The sequence below is a fragment of the uncultured Thermus sp. genome (genome assembly GCF_938010445.1).
In the GTDB taxonomy this organism is placed as follows: Bacteria; Deinococcota; Deinococci; order Deinococcales; family Thermaceae; genus Thermus; species Thermus altitudinis.
Window position 1 is genome coordinate 1 of sequence record NZ_CALLUR010000132.1, and the last position, 17,148, is coordinate 17,148.

Annotated in this window: 17 protein-coding genes; 9 read left to right on the top strand and 8 right to left on the bottom strand. The window is 66.3% G+C overall.

What is annotated here, in order from left to right; all coding sequences use genetic code 11:
• Together Q0693_RS07395 and Q0693_RS07400 are read left to right on the top strand one after the other, a co-directional pair.
• Positions 1-340: cobalamin biosynthesis protein (locus tag Q0693_RS07395; RefSeq protein ID WP_298630383.1), on the top strand; the 340-nt coding region annotated here is incomplete at its 5' end.
• 446 nt (positions 341-786) lie between these two features.
• Positions 787-1,473 carry a gamma-glutamyl-gamma-aminobutyrate hydrolase family protein gene (locus Q0693_RS07400; RefSeq protein WP_298630385.1) on the top strand — a complete coding sequence of 229 codons (687 nt, stop codon included), beginning with the start codon at positions 787-789 and terminating at the stop codon, positions 1,471-1,473.
• Between the two features lie 4 nt (positions 1,474-1,477).
• On the opposite strand, the gene lysA is transcribed toward Q0693_RS07400, so the two are convergent.
• Genes lysA through Q0693_RS07435 form a run of 7 tightly spaced genes read right to left on the bottom strand, consistent with a single transcriptional unit; the run spans position 1,478 to position 9,070 of the window.
• The gene (gene lysA, locus Q0693_RS07405) at positions 1,478-2,641 is read right to left on the bottom strand and encodes a diaminopimelate decarboxylase (protein ID WP_298630387.1); all 1,164 of its coding nucleotides are present in this window, start codon (positions 2,639-2,641) and stop codon (positions 1,478-1,480) included.
• A gap of 1 nt (position 2,642) precedes the next feature.
• Entirely contained in the window at positions 2,643-3,470 is an 828-nt protein-coding gene (locus Q0693_RS07410) for a carbohydrate ABC transporter permease (RefSeq protein WP_243029532.1), read from the bottom strand.
• The gene (locus tag Q0693_RS07415; RefSeq protein WP_298630390.1) at positions 3,467-4,429 is read right to left on the bottom strand and encodes a sugar ABC transporter permease; all 963 of its coding nucleotides are present in this window, start codon (positions 4,427-4,429) and stop codon (positions 3,467-3,469) included. The genes Q0693_RS07410 and Q0693_RS07415 overlap by 4 nt, the downstream gene beginning before the upstream one ends.
• Before the next feature lie 21 nt (positions 4,430-4,450).
• Positions 4,451-5,728 carry a sugar ABC transporter substrate-binding protein gene (locus Q0693_RS07420; RefSeq protein WP_298630391.1) on the bottom strand — a complete coding sequence of 426 codons (1,278 nt, stop codon included), beginning with the start codon at positions 5,726-5,728 and terminating at the stop codon, positions 4,451-4,453.
• Positions 5,725-7,236, bottom strand: coding sequence for a glycoside hydrolase family 3 N-terminal domain-containing protein (locus Q0693_RS07425; RefSeq protein WP_298630393.1), 1,512 nt, complete (start codon positions 7,234-7,236; stop codon positions 5,725-5,727). The genes Q0693_RS07420 and Q0693_RS07425 overlap by 4 nt, the downstream gene beginning before the upstream one ends.
• On the bottom strand, positions 7,233-8,093 hold the full coding sequence (locus tag Q0693_RS07430) for an N-acetylmuramic acid 6-phosphate etherase (protein WP_298630395.1): 861 nt from the start codon (positions 8,091-8,093) through the stop codon (positions 7,233-7,235). The genes Q0693_RS07425 and Q0693_RS07430 overlap by 4 nt, the downstream gene beginning before the upstream one ends.
• Positions 8,090-9,070, bottom strand: a complete 981-nt coding sequence (locus tag Q0693_RS07435) for a serine hydrolase domain-containing protein (protein ID WP_243029536.1) — start codon at positions 9,068-9,070, stop codon at positions 8,090-8,092. The genes Q0693_RS07430 and Q0693_RS07435 overlap by 4 nt, the downstream gene beginning before the upstream one ends.
• 53 nt (positions 9,071-9,123) lie before the next feature.
• On the opposite strand from Q0693_RS07435, the gene Q0693_RS07440 reads away from it, so the two are divergent.
• From Q0693_RS07440 to nagA, 3 genes are read left to right on the top strand one after another with little or no spacing between them, the layout of a single operon-like run.
• Positions 9,124-9,801, top strand: a complete 678-nt coding sequence (locus Q0693_RS07440; RefSeq protein ID WP_243028834.1) for a GntR family transcriptional regulator — start codon at positions 9,124-9,126, stop codon at positions 9,799-9,801.
• Positions 9,798-10,838 (top strand): anhydro-N-acetylmuramic acid kinase, encoded by a 1,041-nt coding sequence (locus tag Q0693_RS07445; protein WP_298630400.1) that lies wholly within the window; start codon positions 9,798-9,800, stop codon positions 10,836-10,838. Before Q0693_RS07440 ends, Q0693_RS07445 begins: the two co-directional genes overlap by 4 nt.
• A gap of 9 nt (positions 10,839-10,847) precedes the next feature.
• On the top strand, positions 10,848-11,915 hold the full coding sequence (gene nagA / locus Q0693_RS07450) for an N-acetylglucosamine-6-phosphate deacetylase (RefSeq protein ID WP_298630402.1): 1,068 nt from the start codon (positions 10,848-10,850) through the stop codon (positions 11,913-11,915).
• Positions 11,916-12,051: 136 nt separating this feature from the next.
• On the opposite strand, the gene Q0693_RS07455 is transcribed toward nagA, so the two are convergent.
• Positions 12,052-12,846, bottom strand: a complete 795-nt coding sequence (locus Q0693_RS07455; RefSeq protein WP_298630404.1) for an SDR family NAD(P)-dependent oxidoreductase — start codon at positions 12,844-12,846, stop codon at positions 12,052-12,054.
• A gap of 57 nt (positions 12,847-12,903) precedes the next feature.
• Here Q0693_RS07455 and Q0693_RS07460 point away from each other — a divergent pair, with 57 nt between their 5' ends.
• The 4 genes from Q0693_RS07460 to Q0693_RS07475 form a co-directional block, all read left to right on the top strand.
• Entirely contained in the window at positions 12,904-14,061 is a 1,158-nt protein-coding gene (locus tag Q0693_RS07460) for a M20 family metallopeptidase (protein WP_298630406.1), read from the top strand.
• 53 nt (positions 14,062-14,114) lie between these two features.
• Positions 14,115-15,599, top strand: a complete 1,485-nt coding sequence (locus Q0693_RS07465; RefSeq protein ID WP_298630408.1) for an ABC transporter substrate-binding protein — start codon at positions 14,115-14,117, stop codon at positions 15,597-15,599.
• Positions 15,600-16,535 carry an ABC transporter permease gene (locus Q0693_RS07470; RefSeq protein ID WP_298630410.1) on the top strand — a complete coding sequence of 312 codons (936 nt, stop codon included), beginning with the start codon at positions 15,600-15,602 and terminating at the stop codon, positions 16,533-16,535.
• A partial coding sequence (locus Q0693_RS07475; RefSeq protein ID WP_298630412.1) for an ABC transporter permease subunit occupies positions 16,528-17,148 on the top strand: 621 nt, incomplete at its 3' end. The genes Q0693_RS07470 and Q0693_RS07475, both read left to right, overlap by 8 nt.

A 17,148-nucleotide genomic window follows, 5' to 3' on the forward strand; every position in this document is an offset into this window, starting at 1 on the left:
GGGCTACCGCCAGTACGGGGCCCGGGGCACCTGGGCCGCCAGGGCCGACGACCTTTTGAACCTGATCCCAGCCCGGCTCACCGGCCTTCTCCTCTGCCCTCCCCGGCTTTGGTCCCAGCTTCTGGTGGAGGCCCAAAAGACCCCTTCCCCCAACGCCGGCTTCCCCATGGCCGCCTTGGCCTTGCGCCTGGGGATACGCCTACGCAAGCCCGGCGTCTACGTGTTAAACGCCCACAGGCCTTCCCCAACTCCCATAAGCACCCACCAGGCCTTGCGGCTAACCGCAACGGTGGGCTATGGCACGGGTATCCTCCTGGCCCTTATCGGCCTGGGGCGGTAACGGTAAAGAGCGTTTCACCGTTGCCCGGTGCGGGGAGCAGGTGTATATTCCCGTACTGTGGCTAAAAAAAGCCCGGAACCGGCCTCGCCCTCTTTTCTCTCCACCTCCGCCCGCGAGGATGGGATAACCCCCTTGAGGGCAAGCCTTCCCCTGGACCCGAAAAGGACGACGTCCTATGGGGGGATTTTGCCCACCCTTACCCAAGAGATTTTGCGCCGCACCAAGCCCAAGGGGAGCCAACGCCCTTTAGTCCACGTGGGCGGCCAGCGCGGCCAAGGTTTTGGGATCCCCGCCCTTAGGGATGGCCACGGGCCCTGCTCTCGCTATGCCCAAAAACCCGTGGCGGACAGGAGTTTCCAGGCAACCCAACCTCCCCCAGGGAAGCCCTTACGCAGGGGGGCCGCCAGCAGAGGAGGCCTCGCCCCCCTTGGAGTAGCATGGGCCCAATGCGCCTTATCGGCATCGCCACCCAGCACCGCCTGACCGAGGGCCCCATGGGCAAACGCTTTTGGGGCCTTCTGGAACCCTACCTGGAGGCCTTGGCCTCGCAGGGGTTGGCCTACGTGCTCCTCCCACCCCAGGACCCGGAGGCCTTGGAAAGAATCCTGCCCCACCTGGATGGGCTTCTTCTTCCCGGAGGGGGGGATGTGGACCCGGATCGCTACGGGGAAGAACCCCAGCCAAGGCTTGGCGAGATCCTTCCCGAGCGGGATGAGCACGAGATCTACCTGGCCCGGTACGCCGCGGAAAAGGGCCTTCCTACCTTGGGCATCTGCCGGGGCATCCAGGTGATGAACGTGGCCTTAGGGGAAAGCCTTTACCAGGACCTCGAGGCCCAGGGTTTTACGGAGGTTCAGCACTACCAAAAGAGCCCGCCCCCCGCCTTAGCCCACCGGGTAAGCCTGGTGGCCGAGGATCCCCTTTCCCGCATCTTCCCCCCAAGCTTTCGGGTGAACTCCTACCACCACCAGGGGATCAAGGGCCTGGGCGCGGGCCTAAAGCCTCTGGCGGTGGCCCCTGACGGCCTGGTGGAGGCCCTAGCCCTGGAAGGGCACCCCCTTTTCCTGGGCGTGCAGTGGCACCCAGAACTCCTCCGGGGGCACTGGCCCCTCTTTGGCCTCCTAAAAGTTTAACCTTCTAAACCTCCTCCCCTTGCCAAAGCCCCTCCCAAGGCTCCCTGGCCCGGAGCACCTCCCACCCCTCCCCCGTCCAGAGGAGCTCCAGGGGCCGCGGGGTGTCCAGGTACGTAAGGGCCATGCTACTCCCGTAGGCCCCGGCTTCCAGGATGGCCAGGGCCTCCCCCTCTCGGGGCACGGGAAGCCGCACCCCCCGGGCCAGGATATCCCCCGCCTCGCATGCCGGTCCCGCCAGGTCAAAAAGGGCCTCCTCCCGCCCCTCCGCCGGGTAAAGGGGAAGCACCGGATGGCGGGCCCCATATAGGGCAGGCCGCAGAAGGGTCGTCATGCCGGCGTCCAGGAGGATATACCGCCTGCGGGTTTCCTTAAGGCCCACCACCCTTGACACCAGGACCCCGGCCTCGGCCACCAGGTACCTTCCCGGCTCCAGCCACACCTGGGCCCCGTAAAGCCGGGCCACGCGCTCCATGGGCTCCCGGAGGGCCGCAAGGGGCAGGTCCAGGCCAAACCCCCCTCCTAGGTCCAGGACCTCCACCGGCCCCACGTGGGGATGGAGGCCCTCGAGGACCCCGTAGCCCCCTAGGAAATCCTCCACCTGGGCCAAGGCCGAGCCCAGATGCAGGTGAAGGCCCAAAAAGGCCAACCCCCCTTCGCGGATCGCCCTCACCAACCCTGGCACCGCCTCCGGCAACACCCCAAACTGGCTTTCCCCCCTCCCCGTGGCCAGGTGCCCATGGGTTTTCACCGGGAGATCCGGGTTCACCCGCAGCAGAACCCTGGCCCCGGGAAGGTACCGGGCCACCCGCTCCAGGTCCCCTTCGGAATCCAGCACCACAAGGGGTGCCCGCCCCTTAAGGCTGGAAAGCGCCTCTGGGGTCTTTACAGGACCGTTCCACACCACCTGGTCCGGGTCAAAGCCCGCCCGGTAGGCCCTGAGCACCTCCCCCAGGGAAACCGCCTCGGCCCCGAGGCCAAGGGCGCGGAGCCGCTCCAGCAGCCTCAGGCGGGGGTTGGCCTTCAAAGCGTAAAAGAGGCGGGCAAAAGGAAAGGCCTCCCTGAGGCGCATCAGCCGGGCCTGGATCCGCCCCCAGTCGTAGGCGTAAAAGGGCGTGGGGTACCGGTCCAGGGCTTCCCGCAAGGCCTTTTCAAAGGCGGGCTCCAGCATCCTACCCCTTTAGGCTTCCCAAGGTCAGGCCCTGGATGAAGTAGCGCTGGGCCAGGAGGAAGACCAGGATAGGGGGGATGGTGCCCAGGGTAAGCCCGGCCATGAGCACCGTCCACTCCGTGGAAAACTGCCCCTGAAAGACGGCCAATCCCACGGTTAAGGGGCGCATCTCCAGGGAGTTCGTTACGATAAGGGGCCAAAGGAAACTGTTCCAACCCGCCAGAAAGGTGAAGGTACCCAGGGTGGCCAGGGCCGGGGCTGCCAGGGGCAGGGCCACTTTCCAATAGACCTGCCAAGGGGTGGCACCATCCACAATGGCCGCCTCCTCCAGCTCCCGGGGAAGCTGGAGGAAGTGCTGCCGCATGAGGAATATGGCAAAGGCATCAAAGAGGCCCGGCAGGATCAGGGCGTAATAGGTGTCCACCCAGCCCAGGTTCCGCATGAGGATAAAGAGGGGGATGATGAGCACGTGCACGGGGATCATGAGGGTGGCCAGGAAGAGGAGGAACAAGGCCCCTTGCCCCCTAAAGCGGAAGCGGGCGAAGGCGTAGCCCGCCATGGCCCCGCTGGTCAGGTTGAGGAAGGTGAGGCCCAGGGCCACCGCCAGGGAGTTCAGGTACCAGCGGCCAAAGGGCACGCTGGTGAGGACCCGATGGTAGTTCTCCCAGTGCAGCTCCTTGGGCCACACCTCCACGGGAAGGTCAAACACCGCCCCCGGGGCCTTCAGGCTGGTGGAGATCATCCAGAAAAAGGGTACCAGCATGGTAAGCCCCCCGGCCAGGAGGGCCAGGTAGACGAAGAGGTCCCAAAGCTTCCCCAAAAGCCTCACGTTTCCTCCACCACCCAGCGTTTGCGCAGGGTCCACTGCAGGTAGGTGAGGGCAAACAGGATGAGGAAGAGAACCCAGGCGATGGCCGAAGCATACCCCATCTCAAAGGGAAAGACGCCAAAGGCTTTGCGGTACAGGTAGAGCATCAGCACGTTGGTGGAATCCAAGGGCCCTCCCCCGGTCATGGTGTACACTAGGCCGAACACCTGGAAACCCCCGATCATGGCGAGAAGGGTGTTCAGGAAGACCGTGGGGGAGAGGAGGGGCAAGACCACATACACGAAGCGCTGCAGGTTGTTGGCCCCGTCCAGGCTGGCCGCCTCCAGGTACTCCTTGTTGATGTTCTGCAGCCCCGCCAGGAAGATGAGCATTCTCAACCCCACACCGGCCCACACCGAGGCCAGGATCACCCCCCACATGGCCCAGGCGGGGTCGGAAAGCCACCCCGGCCCCTCCCTGGCCAACCATTCCACCCAGGCGGGAGGGGTTATCCCCAAGAGGCCATAGGCACCCTGGATCCTCTCCCCCACCCAGCGCAGGAAGAGGTTCACCGGCCCCACGGTGGGGTTTAGGATCCAGCGCCACAGGAGGCCCACCGCCACCACACTGGTCACCGTGGGCAGGAGGTACAGGGTGCGAAGGAGCCGCACCCCAGGCCAGGGGCGGTTCAGACCCAGGGCCAGCAGCAAGGCCACAAGGATCTCCAAGGGGACCGCCACCCCCACGTAGAAGAGGGTGTTGATGAAGGCCTTGTGGAAGACGGGGTCCTCGAGGAGCCGGCGGTAGTTCTCCAACCCCACCCAGCTTTCCCGAAGGGTGGCCAGGCTAAGAGGCCTTAGCCCATCGTAGGAAACGAAGGAGAGGAGGAGGCTGGTGAGGATGGGCCCCAGGTTGAAGGCCAGGAAGCCCACCAGGGAGGGAAGGAGGAAAAGCAGGGGGAACCGGTAGTAGGCGCGCACGGGGCCTCCTGGCCTGGGGTCTTACCGCCTCCTCTTCCGCTCCGCCTGGACCTCGTCCAGGATCCTTTGCACCTGAGGGGCCACGCCGTCCAGGGCCGCCTTCAGCTCAGCCTTACCTTGCCACACGGGCTCCAAAGCCTTGTTGATGAGCTGCAAGGCCTCGTTCCAGCGCTCAAAGGTTTCCGTGGGCCTTGCCGTACGGTTTACGGTGAGGAAGTACTGCTGGTTCTTAGGAGGCGGGGGCACGAAGAAATCCCGCAGGTTCTGGATGCTCCGCTCCACGTTCCTCACGTCCACCCCCCGGGCGGGGATGATGAGCCCGGTCCTGGTGAAGATGCGGCTGGCCTCGGGGCCCGCCAGGAAGGAGAGGAGTTTCCAGGCCGCCTCGGGGTTTCTGGTCCCGGCGGCCATCACCCAACCGGAGCCATCTATGTCCACGATGCTCCCCGCCTTACCCCGGGGGAAGGGCACCACGTCAAAGTCAAACTTGGCCCGGGCCTTCAGGGTGGGCACCCGCCAGCGCCCGTCCACGATCATGGCCGTCTGGCCATTGAGGAACATGGTGAAGGCCCCCCGGTCCTGGGCCTCCTCGGGGGTAGGGGCCACGCGATGCCGGTAGCGGAGGTCCAGATAGAACTGCAAGCCCTCCAGGGAAGACGGGCTGTTCAGGAGAAAGCGGCTGTGGTCCTCGGAGTAAAACCGCCCGCCGGCGCTCCACACCCAAGGCTGCCAGAAGAGGTAGAAGGTCTGGAAGGAAACCCCCCACTGCACCCGCTTGCCTTCCCTCTCCACCGTTAGGGCCTTAGCGTAACGGAGGAAGTCCTCCCAGGTCCAGTCGGGCTTGGGATCAGGGAGGCCCGCCCGCCGCAAAAGGTCCCGGTTGTAGAAGACCACCAGGTTGGACACATCCCGGGGTAGCCCGTACTGCTTCCCCTGCCATTGGAAGGCCCTGAGGATGCCGGGGAAGATGTCCGCGGTGGGGTACTTGTCCCGTTGGATGAAGGCGTCCAGGGGAGCCAGGACACCCCTGGAGGCCATCCCCGGGAAGTCAATGTTGTTGAGGAAAAAGACATCCGGCGGGGTACCGGCCGCCATCATGGCGGTGATCTTGGCCAGGTACTCCCCGGAGGGGATGTTGATGTACTCCACCTGGATGCCCGGGTGCCTCTCCTGGAAGACCTTGAGCACTTCCTGGTAAGCCTTGATCTCCTCCTGGCTTCCCCAGCTGGCCAGGACCAGCTTCTGGGCGGAGGCTAGGCCCAAAAGCCCAACCAAAACCACCGTCCACCACTTCTTCATGGCGCACCTCCGTACACCCATTGCCCCGTAGGGGCGTAGACCCCTGCGAGGGCTTCCAACGCGGCCCGGACCTGGACCGCGCGGTAGCCGTGGGTTGCCAGGTAGCCCGCAGGCCTCCCGGGGAGGAAGCGGAGATCGTCGGGATTGCCCAAGGCTACCAGGTAAAGGGGTTTGCCAAGGGCCAAAAGCTCCTTGACCAAGGCCCTTTGCCCCTCCTTGAATCCTCCAAGCCAGCGGTAGGTGGAAACCACCAGGCGCTCCCCCTTTCTGGCCTCCGTCAGAGCCCTTTGGATCTCCGCCGGGGTGGGGTCCTCGGAAAGGTTGAGCCCGCGGCTTCCGGGAAGGTGCTGGGAGGCCAGGTCCGCCAGGGTGGGTTCGGCCCCGTACCGGTCGGAAAGCCTTAGGCCCAGGACCAAGGTACCCTCCCCCGGGATGGGAAGGGATCCGAAGAGGCGCACCACACCCCGCCGGGCCGCCTCGAGGGCCAAAGCCTCCTCCTCCCTGGGGGAGAAGGGGCATTCCCCCGGGCCCGCCCTAAGGGCCTGGGCCCGTTTCCTGGCCTCCTCCGCCCGCGAGAAGGGGATCTCCTTGCCCAAGGCCCTGGATAACCGGGCATACACCTCCCGGACCGCCGCCTCATCGGGCTCCAGAAGGAGGAGGTCGGCCCCCGCCCTCACGGCCAGGACCGCGGCCTCCCCCGCCCCGTAGTGGCGCCGAATGGCCCCCATGGCCAGGTCATCGGTAAGGATCGCCCCAGAAAAGCCCATCTCCTTGCGGAGCAGGCCGCTGAGGATCCTGGCCGAAAGGGTGGCGGGGTACCGGGGGTCCAGGCTGGGGAAGAGGATGTGGGCGGTCATGAGGGCGGGCATCCCCGCGGCCACATAGCGGCGAAAGGGAAGGAGTTCCGCCTTCTCCAGGGCCTCCTTGGGCTTGTCCACCCGGGGCAGGTCCAGGTGGGAGTCCACCCCCGTGTCCCCATGCCCGGGGAAGTGCTTGCCCACGGGCTTCGCCCCGGAGCGCAGCACCCCCCGGGCAAAGGCCAAACCCATACGGGCCACCCGCTCCGGGTCAGCGCCGAAGGAGCGGAGACCGATGATGGGGTTATCGGGGTTGGTGTTCACATCCAAAACCGGGGCCAGGTTCACATCGGCTCCCAGCCGGCGCACCTGGCACCCCAAGGCCCAGCCCACCCGCTCCACCAAGCCCTCATCCCCGCTGGCGGAAAGGGCCATGGCCGAGGGAAAGCGCACCACCCCCTCCCGAAAGCTGGTGAAGGGTCCTCCCTCCTGGTCCACCAGGAGGAGGAGGTTGGGGTCCAGGGCGCGAAGGCGGGCCACCACCCCTTGGGGATCCCGGCGCAGGTTGGAAGGATAGAGGATCACCCCAGCCGGCCGCACCTCCCGGATGAGCTTGGCCGGCACCTCCTCCCCCCTAAAGCTCACGATGAGAAAACTTCCCGCCTGGGCCGCCGCCATTCCCATACCGGCCAAGAGGGCCAAAATCCTCACCTCCCCACCTCCGCCAAAGCCCCCCGGACCCCCTTTTCCTCCAGCAAGGCCAAGGCCTTTTCGGGCTCTACTCCCAAGGCCACCAGGGCCGCCAGGGCCGGGTCGGGGTAGGCCTCGAGGAGCGCCCTTGCCTCCTCCTCCCCTACCCCCGCCATCTCCCGCACCATGCCCACCCCCCGCTCCCGGAGCTTGTGGTTCTGCACCCGCATCCGGGCCATGCGGTTTCCGTAGACCCTACCTAGGAGCACCATGACCAAGGTGGAGAAGAGGTTGAGGGCCACCTTCTGCGCGGTGCCGGCCCCCAGCCGGGTGCTTCCCGCAATGGGCTCAGGGCCCGTGTCCAGGAGAACAGGGTGGTCCGCCTCCGCAAGCAAAGGGGTTTCAGGGTTGCTGGCGAAGGCCACGGTAAGGACCCCTTGCTCCTTGGCTCCCCTGAGGGCCCCCAGGGTGAAGGGGGTCTGGCCGCTCGCCGCCACCGCCACCAAGACGTCCCCCCTCCCCAGGCTTCGGCCCTGGGCTAGGCCTTCCTCATACCGGTCCTCGGCCCCTTCCACCGCCTTAAGAAGGGCCTCCTCCCCTCCGGCCAGGAGGAAGCGCACCCGGGAAAAGCCAAAGGTGGGCCATAACTCCACCCCGTCCAGCACGGCCAGTCGCCCACTGGTCCCAGCCCCGGCGTAGGCCAAGACGCCTCCCGCCCGCAGCCGCTTTGCCGCAGCCGCCGCTCCTTCCCTTAGGGCGGGAAGGGCTGGCCCTATGGCGGCGACGGCCCGGAGCTGGGCCTCAAAGAGGGCCTCGAGGACCTCCTCCGCCGGCCATAGGTCCAGGTCTTGGTACCGCCGGGCCACCTGCTCCGTCATCCCCTCACCTCCGCCGCCAAGGCATTCCCCACCGCCCGGCGCAAGGGGGCGAGGGAAGGGCGGTGGCGGGTGGGGTGGATGGCGTTGGTGAGGAGGGCCCAGGCATACCCTCGCTCAGGGTCTACCCACACCCCCACCCCCGTGAAGCCCGTGTGGCCAAAGGCCCTTTCCGACGCCAGGCTTCCCCCATGCCAACCAGGCCGTTTCCTCTCCCAGCCCAGAAGCCGCTCCCCGTGGGGCCTTTGCATCTCCTCCAAGGCGGCCCGGGAAAGCCAGGTGCCCTGGAGGATGGCCGCGAGCTGGTCCAGAACGCCCCCCAGGGTGCCGAAAAGCCCCGCGTGGCCCCCCGCACCCCCAAGGGCAAAGGCGTTTTCATCGTGCACCTCCCCCCGGAGCACCCGCTTCCTCCAGGGACAAAGCTCCGTGGCCACGCTCCGCTCGGGAGGCGGGGAGAAGCTGAGACCCTCGGGTAAGGGAAAAGCCGCAAGGGGCTTGCCCCGCAAACGTTCCAGGAGAAGACCTAAGAGGATATACCCGATGTCCGAGTACCCCGGTTCCCCCAAGGGCCAAGGGTGCTGGAGCACCCGGGCCCTTAGACCCTCCCCTGCCCCCCAGGTGTACAAGGCCTCCCAGGCCGGGAGGCCCGCCGCATGGGCCAAAAGCGCCCGCACGCTCACCCCCTTGAGGGGGTGGTCCTTGAGCCAAAGCATCTCGGGAAGATGCTGGGAAAGGGGGTCATCCAGATCCAAAAGCCCCTCCTCCACCGCCCGCAGCACCTCCCGCAAGGTGAAAAGCGGCTTGGTGAGGCTGGCCAGGTCAAAGTAGAAGCCCTCTTCCAGGGGCACCGGTTCGGGTACCCTTTGGGCCCACCCCAGGTGAAGGGTCTCCCTTCGGCCATCGGCATGGACCACCCCGAGGGCCGCGCCAGGAACCATACCCTTGGCTACGGCCTCCTCCACGAGGGCCCTGGCCCGCATAGCCCCAAGTGTATAACGGCCTGCTATTGGTAGGCAAGTGGTACAATGCGGCCATGGCCCACGGCCCCCTGTACCTGGAACTGGCCCGGCGGCTAAGGGAGGGTATCCTTCAGGGCAACTTCAAGGACGCCCTTCCGCCGGAACGGGCCCTGTCCGAGGCCTTCGGGGTTTCCCGGGATAGCGTGCGCAAAGCCTTGGACCTTCTGGAGGAGGAAGGCTTGGTGGTGCGCCGGCAGGGGAGCGGCACCTTCGTGGCCAAAAGGGCCACCTTCCGCACCCGCCTTAGGGGTTTTAGCGAGGAGATGGAAGCCTTGGGCATGAAGCCCAGCACCGAGGTCCTGGGGGTGGAAAAAGGTCCCGCGGCCCCGGAAGAGGCCATGGCCCTGGGGCTTTCCCCGGGGGAGGAGGTGCTCCGCCTCCTCCGCCTGAGGCTTGCGGACGGGGAACCCATGGCCCTGGAGCGGGCCACCTTGCCCGCTTGGGCCCTGGCGGAACCGCCGGAGGGCTCCTTGTACCGGGCCCTCGAGGCCAAAGGGTTGAGACCCGTGCGGGCCCTCCAACGCCTGCGTGCGGTGGCCGCCCGGGAGGAAGCCAGGCTTCTTGGAGTGGAGCCGGGAAGCCCCCTGCTTCACCTGGAGCGGGTAAGCTATCTGGAGGACGGTAGGCCCGTAGAACGGGTGAAGAGCTGGTACCGGGCGGATCGGTACGAACTCCTGGTGGAGCTCTCATGAGGGTACTGGGCCTCATGTCGGGAACCAGCGCCGACGGGGTGGACCTGGTCCTGGCGGAGTTTTCCGGCTCCCCTCCAGAGGTGGCCCACCGGGTCCTGGCCCACCGGGAGGTGGCCTACCCCCAGGACTTACGGGCCCGGGTGCTTCGGGCCATGCGCCAGGCCGACACCCGGGAAATCGCCCTCCTCCACCACGACCTGGGCCGGTTCTACCTGGAGGCCGCCCTTCCTTTTAAGGGCAAAGCCCAGCTGGTAGCCCTGTCGGGCCAGACCGTGTGGCACGAGCCCCCGAGGGCCACCTTCCAACTTGGGGAGCCCAGCCACCTGGCCCTGGGCCTAGGGGTGCCCGTGGTCTACGGCTTCCGAAGCATGGACCTGGCCGCAGGGGGCCAAGGGGCTCCCCTGGTGGCCTACCCAGACCTCCTCCTCTACGGGGAGGCAGGCAAGCGCAAGGCGGTGCACAACCTCGGGGGAATCTCCAACCTGACCTATTTCCAGGGAAAGGATCCGTACTCCCTGTTGGCCTTTGACACCGGCCCTGGGATCTGCCTCTTTGATGAGGGGGTCCAGACCCTGGGCCTCTCCCTGGAAGAAGCCGTGGACCTGGCGGAAAGGGCCACCCCCGACGAGGAAGCCCTGGCCCAGTGGCTCCGGCATCCCTATTTCTCCCTTCCGCCTCCCAAGACCACGGGGCGGGAGGTCTGGCGGCTTGGGAACCTCTCCCCCCTCCCCCAGGAAGCCGGGGCCCTCCTCCGCTCCCTTTTGGAGTTAACCGCCAGAAGCATCCTCCAAGCCTACCGCCGGTTCGTGGGCAGGGTGGACCGGGTCCTATTGGCGGGGGGCGGGGCCAGGAACCGGGTTCTGGTGGGGCTTCTCTCCCAAGAGCTTCCCGTGGAGGTCATGGGGAACCCCAAGGTAAGGGAGGCCTTGGCCTTCGCCCTTTTGGGTTATCTCTATGCCCAAGGAGAGGTCAACGTCCTGGGCCGGGCTACAGGGGGCCGTAACCTAAGGGCCGGCCAGGTGGTGTACCCAGGCTAGGAGAAAGGCATGCTGCAAGGTTACATCCTTACCCCTCAGGGCTTCCTGCGCGGCCGCCTCCACTTCTCCGAGGCCATTGAGGCCATAGAAGAGGCCCCCGTGGACGGCCCCCTCATCCTACCCGGCTTCCTGGACCTCCATGTGCACGGGGGAGGAGGCAGGGAGGTGATGGAGGGCCAAGAGGGCGTGGAGGCCACGGTGCGCTTCCACCTCCGCCACGGCACCACCGGCCTTTTGGCCACCACCGTGACCGCCCCCTTAGGGTCGTTGGAAAAGGCTCTTAGAGGCATCCGAGAGGCCATGGAAGGTCCCCTAGGGAAAGCCCTTCTGTGGGCCCATTTAGAAGGTCCTTTCCTCAACCCAGGCCGCCTGGGGGCCCAGCCCCCCTTCCCTCTCCCCCCTGATAGGGAGGCGGCCGAGCTCCTCCTCTCCCTGGCCCCTGTACGGGTGGTAACCCTGGCCCCGGAGCTTCCCGGGGCTCTGGAGCTCGTCCGCTTCTTGGCGGAAAGGGGGGTGCGGGTCCAGCTGGGGCACACGGAAGCCGGTTACGAGGAGGCCTTGGCGGCCCTGGAGTCCGGGGCCATGGGCTTCACCCACCTCTATAACGCCATGACCGGCCTCCACCACCGCACCCCCGGGGTGGTGGGCCTGGCCCTGGAACGAGGCAGGTGGGCGGAGGCCATTCCCGATGGCCTCCACGTGCATCCCGCTGCCTTAAAGGTGGCCCTAAAGGCTATCCCTGGCCTCTACTTTGTGAGCGATGCGGTGGCGGCAGCGGGGATGCCGGACGGCACCTATCCCTTGGGAGCCCACCGGGTGGAGAAGCGGAAAGAGGGGGTCTGGCTGGGCGAGTCCCTGGCGGGGAGCACCCTCACCCTGGACCAGGCCCTAAGGAACCTGGTGGCCTGGGGGATACCCCTGGAGGAAGCCGCCCGGAGGTTATCCTGGTACCCAGCCCGTTACCTGGGCCTTTCTGACCGAGGGGAGATCGCCCCCGGCAAGCGGGCGGACCTGGTGGTGCTGGACCAGGGGCTTAAGGTGCTGGAGGTCTACTTGGGAGGACAAAGGCTGGTCTAGCGTCCCCTTGGGTACAACGCATCCCTTAGTTCGTCCCACAGAAGGCCATGCTCTTTCTCGCTATACCTTGCTCCATAGGTGCTCGAGGTCGGGGCCCGGAGGAGGAATGCCCCGGTCCCCCCCTCGTGGGGTGGTATCAAAGGGGCGGGGTGAACCGCCCATCCACCGCTGTCCACCCCCCGTCCACCAGGAAGAGGGTCCCGGTGACGTAGCTGGAGGCCGGGGAGGCCAGGAACACCACGGCCATGGCCACCTCCTCGGGCTTTCCCCAGCGCCGGAGGGCCGTCTTCTCCGCATAGGCCTGGTACCAGTCCGGGTGCGCCTTGATGGGGGCCGTGAGGGGGGTTTCTATGGGTCCAGGGGCCACAGCGTTGGCCCGCACCCCAAAGGGCCCAAGTTCGGCAGCCAGGGTACGCATGATCTGGAGGATCCCCGCCTTGGTGGCGGCGTAGACCCCCTGTCCTGGCTCCACCACCACGGCCCGGATGGAGGCGAAGGCGATGAGGCTACCTCCGCCCTGCTCCCGCATCACCTGCCCCCCAGCCCGCAGAAGCCTTAGGGTCCCCTTTAGGTTGAGGTCCACCACCCGGTCCACCTCCTCATCAGCGTAGTCCAAAAGGGGCTTGCGCACGTTGACGGCCGGGGTGGAGACCAGGGTGTCCAACCGGCCATGGCTCTGGTACACCTGCTCCACCAGCCGCCTGGCCCCTTCCCTGTCCATTAGGTCTAGAACGTGCCCTTCCGCCCTACCCCCTTGGTCATGGATGGCCCTCAAGGCCTCCTCCAAGCCCCTCTCATCCCGGTCCGCCAACACCACCCTAGCCCCGAAGGCCGCCAAGGCCTCGGCTGAAGCCCGCCCGATCCCGGAGGCTGCACCCACCACCAAGGCCACCTGCCCCTCAAGGTTAAAGAGGTTCCGGTAGTCCTTCATGCCTTTTCCTCCTTTCCTTGGCCCCAGCATACCGCGGTATAATTCGGTCTGAAACCTATGGAAAAGGCCCTCTTGGCAGCCGAAGCGGTGGAGGAAAGGGAGGTGGTGGATCTCCTTCGCAGCCTGGTACGGATCCCCAGCCACTACCCGGGCCCTGGGGAAGAGGGAGTGGTGGCCTTTCTGGAAGAGTACCTAAGGGAACGGGGCCTCCACCCCTTTCGGCAGGAGGTAACCCCCGGCCGGCCCAACCTGATGGCCGATCTGGGGGAAGGGGAAGGAGGGCTGATCCTGGAGGGCCATACGGATGTGGTGACCCCCGGGGAGGAAGGAGCTTGGCGCCACCCTCCCTACGCCGGGGTGGTGGAGGGAGGGCGGCTTTACGGCCGAGGGGCCTGCGACATGAAAGGGGGCCTAGCCGCCTTGGTGGGGGCCCTATTGGCGGTGAAACGGGCCCTAGGCCATCTAAAACGCCCCCTGCGCCTAGCCGCCTTGGCCGACGAGGAAGGGATGATGCTGGGGGTAAAGGCCTTTCTAAAGGAAGGCTTGGCCCGCGGCTTCCGGGGGGCCTTGGTGGCCGAGCCCGAGGAGATGGAGATCTGCCTTTGGCAAAAGGGCGCCCTGCGCCTAAAGCTCCCTTTCCTCGGAAAAATGGCTCACGGGGCCATGCCCTATGCGGGGGAGAACCCTATTCCCAAGGCTGCCCGATTCATCTTGGAGCTAGAAGCCTTACAACTAGAACTTCAGGAAACCTCTTCCCATCCTTTCCTCGGTCCTCCCTACCTTACCCCCACCCAGGTGCTGGCCAGCGCCGGCGAAGGGCAGCTGAACGTTATCCCCGTCCAGGCGGAGGTAGTCCTGGACGTGCGCACCGTGCCAGGATTGGACCACGGAGAACTGGTGGCCAGGATCCAGGCCTTGGCGGAAGCCGAGGTGGAGGTCTTGGAGGACCGTCCTCCCGTGGAGACACCGAAGGAGGATCCCCTGGTTCAGGCGGCGGAGGAGGCCCTAAAGCTTCTTGGACTCCCCCTGCGTTACGGCGGGGTGCCAGGGGCCACGGACGGTACCTTCCTCCGGGCCTGGGCGGGCCTTCCCGTGGTGGTCATGGGACCTGGCGGGAAAACCCTGCCCCACCAGGTGGACGAGTGGGTGGACCTGGAGGAGGTGGTCCGAGCCGCCCGGGTTTATGCCGCCTTGGCGGTACTCTATCTGGAGTAGGTACCTCGGGGATGGGAACCCCCGAGCATAGCATGAGGAGAGGGAGGGAAAACATGAGGAAGCGATTGCAGTTGTTCCTGCTGGTTAGCCTAGGCCTGGCCCTGGCCCAGCCGAGTGGAGGAGAGCTTCGGGTGGCCATCCTGGCCGAGCCTCCCGTCTTGGACCCCACAGCCTCCACCAGCCAGGAGATTCCCCGCATGCTCTACGACAACGTCCTCCAGGGCTTGGTCAAGTTCAACGAGAAGGGGGAGATCGTTCCTGCTTTGGCCGAGCGCTGGCAGGGAAGCCCCTCCAGCCTCACCTGGACCTTCCACCTGCGCCGGGGGGTGCGCTTCCATAACGGTGCCCCCTTCACCGCCGAGGATGTGGTCTTCAAGTTCAACCGCGCCCGGGATCCCAAGTCCGGCCACACCCACCCCGAGTACTACCAGGACATCCAAAGCGTGGAGGCCAAGGACCCCTACACCGTGGTCTTCCGCCTTCGCCAGCCCAACCAGGACTTCCTCTTCAACCTGGCCCGGCCGGACTCGGTGATCGGACCCAAGGGCCGGATGGAGGAGCAGAGGACTCAGCCCATCGGCACCGGGCCCTTCCGGTTCGTGGCCTGGGAACGGGGAGTAGGAGTGCGGCTGGAGCGGTTTGAAGGGTACTACGAGCCCGGCCTACCCTATCTGGACCGGGTCTTTTTCCGCTTCATGCCCGATCCAAACGCCCAGCTCGCCGCCTTGCGGGCCGGGGACATCCAAGTGATCGGCCTGGGGGTGAGCCCGGAAGCCGCCCTGGTGCTCCAGCGAGACCCCAACTTCAGGGTGGTCACGGGATTTACCACCACGGAGATCACCGTGGGGATGAACAATGGTCGCCCGCCCTTCAACGACCTCCGGGTGCGGCGGGCTATCCAGCACGCCGTGGACAAAAAGGCCTTGGTGGAAGGGGTGATGCTGGGCTATGGCACCCCCATTGGCAGCCACCGCTCTCCCGGGGAAAGTTGCTACGAGGACCTCTCCGGCTATTACCCCTACGACCCGGCAAAGGCCCGGGCCCTGTTGCAAGAGGCAGGGTATGGACCCAACAACCCCTTGCGCTTCACCTTCACCCTAGCCGCCCCCTACCCCTATGAGAGGCGGCTTGGCGAGGCCATCGCCGCCCAGCTCTCCCAGATCGGGATCCAGGCAAGGCTGGAGGTGGTGGAGTGGGCCACCTGGCTTTCTCGGGTCTTCCGGGGGGCCGACTACCAGATGACCATCATCGGCCACTCCGAGCCCCACGATATCGGCATCTACGCCAACCCGAACTACTATTTCCGCTATGATTCGCCCCGCTTCCGGGAGCTCTACACCCGGTACCTGCGCACCCCCGATCCCAAACGGGCCTGCGAGATCATGAAGGAGATGCAACGCCTCCTGGCCCAGGATGCGGTGAACCTATGGGTGATGAACGCCCCCTATATCGCCGCCATGCGCAAGGAGGTCGTGGGCTGGTGGCAGAACCAGCCCACCCCGAGCCTCAACGTGACCCGGGTTTACCTGAGCCGCTAGATGCGAAGCTTTCTCCTGAGGCGGGTCCTCCTGGCCCTGGCCACCTTGTGGCTGGCCTCCAGCCTGGTCTTCCTCTTTCTCCTCTTCCTCCCGGGGGACCCGGTGCAGGCCATCCTGGGCCTCGAGGCGTCTCCAGCCGCTCGCCAGGCCCTGGAACGGGCCCTCGGCTTGGACAAACCTCCCTGGGAACGCTATGCGGACTGGCTCACCCGCACCCTCCGCCTAGACCTTGGGGAGTCCATCCGCTACGGAAAGCCCGTGGGTGAGCTTCTGGAAGAAAGGCTTCCCCTCACCCTGGGCCTCGTCCTCCTGGGGCTTGGTGGCGCCCTTTTCCTCGCCCTACCCTTGGCCCTGTTGGCCCTTAGGTTTCCCTTTTGGGACCTGGGCCTAACCGGCCTCATGGCCCTCTTGCAATCCGTACCCACCTTCTTCCTGGGGGTGGTCCTCCTCTACGCCCTGGCGGTGCACCTGCCCCTCTTCCCCGCCAGCGGCTTCCCGGGGTTTTCCAGTCCATGGGAAGCCCTGCGCCACCTTTTCCTCCCCGCCCTCACCCTGGCCCTTTCCCGGGCGGCCATCCTCTTTCGCATGGCCCGGGGGAGCCTTCTGGAGGTAATGGGCCAGGACTACATCCGCACCGCCCGGGCCAAGGGGGTCCCCGAGACCTGGGTGCTCTTCAAGCACGCCCTAAAGCCGGCAAGTCTTCCCCTGGTCACCGTGCTGGGCCTGGAGGGAGGGTTTCTCCTCACGGGAGCGGTGGTGGTGGAGGTGGTCTTCGCCTTGCCGGGAATGGGGAGCCTGGCCCTGACCGCCCTCGAGGCCCGCGACTACCCCCTTCTCCAGGGCCTGGTTTTGGTCATGGCGGCCCTCATCGTCCTCTTCAACCTCCTGGTGGACCTCCTCTACGGCCTCTTGGACCCACGGGTGGCGTATGCGTAGCCCAAGCCTCTTTATAGGCAGCCTCCTGGTGGGCCTCTTCCTCCTCATGGCCCTGGCCTCCTACCTCTACCCCGTGGACCCCAACGCCCCCGACTTCCTCCACCGCCTTGCTCCCCCCTCCCCCAGCCATCCCCTGGGCACCGACCCCCTGGGCCGGGACCTTCTGGCCCGGCTTCTTCACGGAGCCAGGAACGCCCTTCTGGTGGGGGGTATCGCCGTGTCCGTGGGCTTCGCTCTAGGGGTGGTCTCGGGCCTTCTTGCGGGGTACCTAGGCCGTTACTGGGACGGCATCTTAAGCCTTCTCATGGAGGCCCTCTACGCCCTCCCCGGCTTGCTCCTCGCCCTCCTCTTCGCCGCCCTCATGGGGCCCGGTATGGTTAGCAGCATGCTGGCGGTGGGGCTTTCCATGGTGCCTGCCTTCTTCCGGGTGGCCCGGGCGGGAGCCATGAGCTTAAAAACCACCCCCTTCGTAGAGGCCGCCTTGGCCTTGGGAGCCGGCCCAGGGCGGGTGGTCTTCCGCCATCTCCTTCCCAACCTCCTAGGACCCCTCCTGGTCCAGGCCAGCCTGGCCTTCGCCGCTGCCTTGTTGGCCGAGGCCGCCCTTTCCTACCTG

Bases quoted from the DNA above. Each gene is read 5' to 3' on its own strand.
- Q0693_RS07430 (WP_298630395.1), bottom strand. From the start codon at position 8,093: ATGACGGAGCAGGTGGCCCGGCGGTACCAAGACCTGGACCTATGGCCG.
- Q0693_RS07455 (WP_298630404.1), bottom strand. From the start codon at position 12,846: ATGAAGGACTACCGGAACCTCTTTAACCTTGAGGGGCAGGTGGCCTTG.
- nagA (WP_298630402.1), top strand. From the start codon at position 10,848: ATGCTGCAAGGTTACATCCTTACCCCTCAGGGCTTCCTGCGCGGCCGC.
- lysA (WP_298630387.1), bottom strand. From the start codon at position 2,641: ATGCTGGAGCCCGCCTTTGAAAAGGCCTTGCGGGAAGCCCTGGACCGG.
- Q0693_RS07465 (WP_298630408.1), top strand. From the start codon at position 14,115: ATGAGGAAGCGATTGCAGTTGTTCCTGCTGGTTAGCCTAGGCCTGGCC.
- Q0693_RS07460 (WP_298630406.1), top strand. From the start codon at position 12,904: ATGGAAAAGGCCCTCTTGGCAGCCGAAGCGGTGGAGGAAAGGGAGGTG.
- Q0693_RS07420 (WP_298630391.1), bottom strand. From the start codon at position 5,728: ATGAAGAAGTGGTGGACGGTGGTTTTGGTTGGGCTTTTGGGCCTAGCC.
- Q0693_RS07470 (WP_298630410.1), top strand. From the start codon at position 15,600: ATGCGAAGCTTTCTCCTGAGGCGGGTCCTCCTGGCCCTGGCCACCTTG.
- Q0693_RS07400 (WP_298630385.1), top strand. From the start codon at position 787: ATGCGCCTTATCGGCATCGCCACCCAGCACCGCCTGACCGAGGGCCCC.
- Q0693_RS07445 (WP_298630400.1), top strand. From the start codon at position 9,798: ATGAGGGTACTGGGCCTCATGTCGGGAACCAGCGCCGACGGGGTGGAC.
- Q0693_RS07440 (WP_243028834.1), top strand. From the start codon at position 9,124: ATGGCCCACGGCCCCCTGTACCTGGAACTGGCCCGGCGGCTAAGGGAG.
- Q0693_RS07435 (WP_243029536.1), bottom strand. From the start codon at position 9,070: ATGCGGGCCAGGGCCCTCGTGGAGGAGGCCGTAGCCAAGGGTATGGTT.